Origin of the sequence: Jeotgalibacillus marinus (assembly GCF_040801915.1) — a bacterium.
GTDB classification, from domain to species: domain Bacteria; phylum Bacillota; class Bacilli; order Bacillales; family Jeotgalibacillaceae; genus Jeotgalibacillus; species Jeotgalibacillus marinus.
Genome location: NZ_JBFMIA010000046.1, coordinates 1 through 2,996, shown reverse-complemented (window position 1 = coordinate 2,996; position 2,996 = coordinate 1). Strand labels below are relative to the sequence as shown.

Genomic DNA, 2,996 nt, shown 5'->3' with positions numbered 1-2,996 from the left:
AATCATAGAGACTTCCTCACGAACGGCTGCTACCATATCGATTTCGGTAACACCTTCCACACTACCAATTTCAACCCATATAAACTGGTCCGATCCCTCTTTCCAAACGGATGTTGTATTTTCTGCTGGCTGAAGTGTGATATCAGCAAACGCGTCTAGCGTTTCGATTCCTTTCGTCGTAGGAATACGTAAATTATTCAAGTCCTCTACAGTTGTAAAAGATGTATTCCATCGTAGTGTTGGTTGAACTGATGGATTCATGTTATAATGCAAATATCCGTTTAAAAACGATCCGGGTTCTTGTTACATTCGCATCAAAAACCACATAAAAACGCCCATTCACTTGACCTTGTGGATGGGCGTTTTTAACTTCTTATAATACATCTTATGTAAACTGGATAGAATAATTTATGAAAAGTAACCCTTGTATTACTTTCTATTACTCCGTGTGAACATTGGGTGAATATTTAGTTGTTTAGATCAATGCTTACGTTCATATTGTCCTCACCTAGATTTTCAAAATAGATACCTTCATCTTTTTTGATACTCTTATCATTAATAATTTCAGCTTTAAACTTGTTTCCATCTTCAGAAATTCTTAATACGTTACCAAAGAAATTAAACTCCATCGGTTCCTCTAATCCTTTAATGCCTAGATCATTATTAGAATGTACCTCCGTTGTAAATACTCCACCTTCCTTAAACACATCTACTTTTTCAACATCATTTTTCGAATAATACTCACCACCACAAGCGGCAAGAAATAAAGCTGATAGTGCCATCATAGGAACTAATAGTATTTTTTTCATGATTTAATCATTCTCCTTCTCTATGGTTAGTTAGAAACTGCTGATTCTTCTTCTTTGTCCTGTTTTTCTTTTTTCTTTTTCGCAATACGTTTTCCCCACGGCTTAATAACTGAAATGATTACAACGAAAATGAGAATTGAAGTTTGTATTGCTGCGCTCATTATAATCATTGAACGATCATTTAAGTAAACCGGATCATTTAAAGCATCAAGACCTTTTACGGATGTGATTTCTATTGCGCTTTGTACCCAAAAATTTAAAGCTGTTCCTAAACCAAGTGTGATCAACGTCACAATTTCTTTGGCGATAATCCACCAGTTTTTAAAGAATCCCCAATGTGTTTTTATTGAAAGAAATATCCCTGTTATGATGACACCCAAAAGCCCCGGTATAATCAATGCTATGTCCACTGTATGCATGATATAGTGAGAAACCGATAAAACTTCAGCTGTATCAGCTTTTATTGCTGTCATGAGTAACAACCATTGTGTAAAACTACCACCAAGAAATAGCACGGTTGAAATCAAGTGAAAGATTAGCCACCAATTTCTCTCTTTTAATTTGTTTTTTTTCTTCTTTATTTTCATTCTGCTTTCGCTCCTTCCTCTGCTTCTATTCTGTCGGCTATTTCGTTGATTTTAAACGCACCTATCAATGGCAACATCATATCAATGACTTCCTCGCACTCTCTCACGGCTCTTTTTAGTTTTGTAGGGTCTATGTTTTCTATTTTCCCTAATTCCTCTGTTAGAAGGTTAATCCTTTCTAATGACTCTCTTAATTCTGTTATATTACCTTGTTGTTTGATCATGTTACATGTTATCCTCTCTTTGTTGGGTTTGAAATTGAGTTCATTCAGCCGTCTATCTGAATGGGCTTTTTTATTTGTGCATCCCTCATATGGTTCACCCCCTTTTATTTGGAGATGCTTGGTGTCTGATCGTTTTAAAATTTTCTTTGATAGTTGATTGGACCAGGATTCTACTTGCACAACCTTCTCACCAGAGTAAGGGTGAACCGGTTAAATAATATTCATTGTTGATAGAGTGAGTGGATTTTGGTGATATTTTTATACGTCCTCCGCACACGTAAATTATTTAATGCAGTCGTCACCAGCCGTCTACTCCAAGTGAAAGATTTCCAACTTCTGTTGTTAATTTCACCAAGGGTCCTCCGCCTCCCAAATCACTTGGTAGCTCTACTGTTTGTTTTCCTATAGAGCGGTTCAAATCTGTTTCAAGAGACTCGGGAACTTCTGCTGTTTTTACTGAAACATTCCCAACCTCTGTGGTGGCAACAATGTCGTGAAGGATATTTTCTAATTGCAGGTTGATCTCACCAACTTCTGTAGTAGCATATACTCTCCCTTGCAAGTTTTTCACGCGAATATCTCCAACTCTAGTTGTCAAATTGGATTGATTGACTGTCTGTTCATCAATGTTGATATTTCCAACCTGAGCCTTCACCTCGAGCCGTTCATAATCTTTTCTTGGCAATTTAACGACCAATTCATATGTTCCAGAATGAAAACTTAAAAGGTGTACTTTCCTAATCTCCCTCGCTGAAATGGTTAACTCGGAAATCTCCTCGTTTACTAATAATTGAAAATTGTTCTCTGACTTTTTTTCAACCGTTCCTTTCATTTGCACTTCAATGTTCGTTCCATCATACGGAACAATCGTTACATCCCCAGTATTGGAGTCAATGTCTATTGTTGAAATATTGCTTACAGAAATACTCTCTTTGTGGTTGATATTGGTCAAGTTAAACGGCGATTGATCGAGAAAAAATAGCACTCCATTTCCGACGATCGATATCCCAATAAGAATACTTGCGATTGTTAAGACTTTTTTACTATTCACCCTTTTCTCCCCCTGACAATATCCAAGTTGAATTTTAAATATCTAAGTAGGATTTTGTAAAAATAAGTCCAACCCTTTATCGCACCTAAAAGAAAGATAAGACCCACACCGATGTAGCCAAGTATCAGAAATATTTCTTTGACATAAGTAAGAGTAAATCCATCCTGAATCAAGAGAATAATTGGGGAAAGTAGCAAAACTACTCCTCCTACAAACAGTGCTAAAGGGATCACCAGTCCAGCGATGAAAGGTGCCAATACGAAAATAAGATTGAACATACCAAGTCCTACTGCTGCAAACACCACTTTTGTTACATTATTAAATG

The 2,996-nt window shown here is 36.6% G+C and carries 6 protein-coding genes; all 6 read right to left on the bottom strand.

The genetic code is table 11. The features are described from left to right. Positions 1-261 (bottom strand): hypothetical protein (locus tag AB1471_RS16685; RefSeq protein WP_367780889.1); only part of this gene is annotated, 261 nt, incomplete at its 3' end. Between the two features lie 206 nt (positions 262-467). After that, entirely contained in the window at positions 468-809 is a 342-nt protein-coding gene (locus tag AB1471_RS16680) for an EexN family lipoprotein (RefSeq protein ID WP_367780888.1), read from the bottom strand. A 26-nt stretch (positions 810-835) separates the two neighbouring features. After that, positions 836-1,396: a hypothetical protein gene (locus tag AB1471_RS16675; protein WP_367780887.1), complete on the bottom strand. Its 561-nt coding sequence runs from the start codon at positions 1,394-1,396 to the stop codon at positions 836-838. Further along, complete coding sequence (locus AB1471_RS16670) at positions 1,393-1,620, bottom strand: hypothetical protein (RefSeq protein WP_367780886.1); 228 nt, start codon at positions 1,618-1,620, stop codon at positions 1,393-1,395. The genes AB1471_RS16675 and AB1471_RS16670 overlap by 4 nt, the downstream gene beginning before the upstream one ends. A gap of 298 nt (positions 1,621-1,918) precedes the next feature. Then, positions 1,919-2,671: a DUF4097 family beta strand repeat-containing protein gene (locus AB1471_RS16665; protein WP_367780885.1), complete on the bottom strand. Its 753-nt coding sequence runs from the start codon at positions 2,669-2,671 to the stop codon at positions 1,919-1,921. Beyond that, a partial coding sequence (locus AB1471_RS16660; protein WP_367780884.1) for a DUF1700 domain-containing protein occupies positions 2,668-2,996 on the bottom strand: 329 nt, incomplete at its 5' end. The genes AB1471_RS16665 and AB1471_RS16660, both read right to left, overlap by 4 nt.

What these genes read in the sequence shown, in the direction of transcription:
- AB1471_RS16670 (WP_367780886.1), bottom strand. Translation starts at nt 1,620, where the DNA reads ATGATCAAACAACAAGGTAATATAACAGAATTAAGAGAGTCATTAGAA.
- AB1471_RS16675 (WP_367780887.1), bottom strand. Translation starts at nt 1,396, where the DNA reads ATGAAAATAAAGAAGAAAAAAAACAAATTAAAAGAGAGAAATTGGTGG.
- AB1471_RS16680 (WP_367780888.1), bottom strand. Translation starts at nt 809, where the DNA reads ATGAAAAAAATACTATTAGTTCCTATGATGGCACTATCAGCTTTATTT.